A 2,835-nucleotide genomic window follows, 5' to 3' on the forward strand; every position below is an offset into this window, starting at 1 on the left:
GCTATGACAAACTCGCTGTCCGTTACCTGGCCACGGTCCGCGTCGCCGCAATCAACCTGTGGTTATCCGGCCACGGCTTATGAAACGCGGCCTAGGGCAACATGTCGACGAGACCGCCCCCGCGGCGACGCGGGACCGGGCAACATTCGGCAACGAAGACGCGTTGATCCATATAGGCCGGTTACGGGGCCGGCTCGCCGAACAACTCGGTATACCACTGCTGGATATCGACGGCGCCGAAGGTATGCGCACACTCGATCCCGCAGTCACCGAGGCCCGGGACGCCCTGGCCGCAGCGCTGGGTTACCCCGCCGCCGGCATCAACCCCGGCATCGCCCGCGACATCCTCGGCGAAGCAGTAGGCGACCACCTGCCCGCCGCGAACACCGCAGAACCCGGAGTACACGACGATACTGCCGCGGCTACCTCACATTCCGGGACAGTGGGTGACGGCCTCCCGGATGCGACCGCCCGGGATGCCGCTGCTCAACCCTCTGACACACAGAACAGCGACGCACACCACGGGACAGCCGACGATATCGTTGCCGCCGCGTCACGCTATCTGGCACTCTCGGCCCTGTTCGATCTGGTTGTGCAGTTCCATCGGCGCAGTCCCAACAGTTGCGTCAACAATGCCGTAACCGGAATGCGAGTGCTGTGCCCCGACAACGCCGACCGCTTCCAGGTGCCGCGGACCAAGCTCGGAGGACACGGCCGCGACGATGTGCGCGACATATTCGGCGCCGAACTGCAGCAGGCCGAATCGCTGGACCAGGTCGCCGAATCCCTGAAAACACGGCCCGGCGCAATCACCGTCCTGGTCTACAAATGGAAAGACACCCGCGCCAACGGCACCAGCACCGAGGCCGACGACCATATGGTGCTGCTGGTCAACGACAGCATCTCGGTCGACGAACCGAACCTGGTCGTTGTCGACCTGGCCGCCTCGCGCGACCGTAACACCGACAACGACTACGGTCCACGAGATCTGCGCAATCGCCGCACCTTGCTGAACAAGGCCATCGGGTTCGACGATTGGCGCCGCGAACAGGAAAAATACATCAACCGCATACCCGCGGGCGAGCGGCGGTTCGAGACCATCGAGTTCGATCGGGACGGCAACCTCGTCCCCCGCTCCCGCGCGGAAGCCCCCGACGCCGAGACGCCGCCACAAAACCAGCACGTCGACGTTCCGTCGGCCATGCAGGATGAAATCAATGCGATACCCGTTGGACGACCGGGCCTGGACGAAGCGATACCGGTTCGATCGGGTGCCGCTGGGGATCTATCGAACAATCCGCGCCGTGACGAACTCAGACCGGTCGGCAGTCGCCCCCACCACGGTCCTGACCACATCACGGACGACCCTGGACCCACCGGCGATCATACGAACACAGCTGGCGATCCCCTTCCAACGGTGCTCCAGCTGGTCCAGGATCGCGCCCAGCTGAACCGCATGCGTACGCGGCGGGACGACCTGCGAGCACAGCTGCGCCGGCTCGCGGGTGCGGCTGTCGAACCGTTCGGCAGAAGGCCGATCGAACTGCTCTACTCGAGGCTGCGGGACGAGCTGCGGGCAGGTGTGGGGCCGGTGGCGGACAAACAGCGCATCGTCGATCTGATCGAGCAGTACCGGGAGTTCGACGCGCTGGTCGTATCCGCCGACGAAAGCATTCGGGTCGCCGGAGCCCGGACCTACGACGACGGCTCGGCCGAGGCGATGCCGTTCTACCACCCCTGGCAAGGAACGGCCGCGGAATTCGACGCGCTCCCCGATACGGACAAGCACGCCGTCGCGAAGGCCGAACTAATCGAGGGGACACTCGATTTCGACACCAGCGCCGCGGGTGCGGCGTACGCCCGGACGCACCTCGGCACCATCGCGGCCCAGCATGCCGAGTCGATCGAATGGGCGAAGCAGGATGCCAACGGAACCTCGCTGTTCGGATATTCGGCGGTCAGCCGGTATATAGCGGCGCCCTACGGGGAGAAGAGGGTTGACGATCCGGCCCGGCCGCATGTGCGGCACCTCGATTCCGCCATCCTGAGCAACCGTACAACCGTCGATTCCTGGATTGTCGCCGAGACCGTCCTGGACCCGGCCGACAACGCAGATCCGGCAGGTATGCGCGGCCAACTGTGCGACACCCAGGGCTACCTGTGCGGCGAAATGGGCAGCACACCATCGGCCCGCCTGCAGGATTCCGATGTCGTACATCTGCGGGTGCCCGCCGGAACTCCCCTACTCGGAACCGAATCCGTGACCCGCACGCCGGAAGTGCTGCTGATGCACGGAATGCGGTACATCGTGACGCGGGCATTCGCCGACGAGGACGGGTTGGTCCATGTCTACGGGTTCGTCCTGGCCGACGAATGGGGCCCGGTCCCGCAGGTTGCGGAGGGTCCGGCTGGTGCCGCGCCGGACAGCATCGGCAGCAGGCCATCGGATCACTCGCCGACGGCCGAGGGCCACTTCACCCCCTCGGCACCCGCGGACGAACCGAGCCTGCGGTTCGATGACATCGCTGCCGGTGACGAGGCGCAGGCCGACCTGGTGGAACGACAGATCGCCGAGTTGCTGGACGGTTGGTCGGAGCCGGCCTACGTGCGGGAGATCACCGCGGCCGTCGGTGCGTCGATTCGGTGGGGGCAGGGACCGATATCACTCGGGGTCGAGCTCGATGCCGAGGCGGTGCACGTGGCTCTCGTCGATATCACGGGAGGCAACTCCTATGTGCGAGTCGAGTGGCGGCTGGGGCGCACCCCGGGTCCGGTGGAGCGGGCCGCGGAACCGCCGGTCGAAAGAGCCGCGGAAGACATCGATCTCGACCGCTT

1 protein-coding gene is annotated in these 2,835 nt (G+C 66.0%); it reads left to right on the plus strand.

All coding sequences use genetic code 11. The features are described from left to right. Positions 1–79 precede the first annotated feature (79 nt). The coding region (locus AB0H42_RS35555) for a hypothetical protein (protein ID WP_357064240.1) at positions 80–2,835 on the plus strand (2,756 nt) is incomplete at its 3' end.

It is taken from the genome of Nocardia sp. NPDC050799 (assembly GCF_040654015.1).
In the GTDB taxonomy this organism is placed as follows: Bacteria; Actinomycetota; Actinomycetes; order Mycobacteriales; family Mycobacteriaceae; genus Nocardia.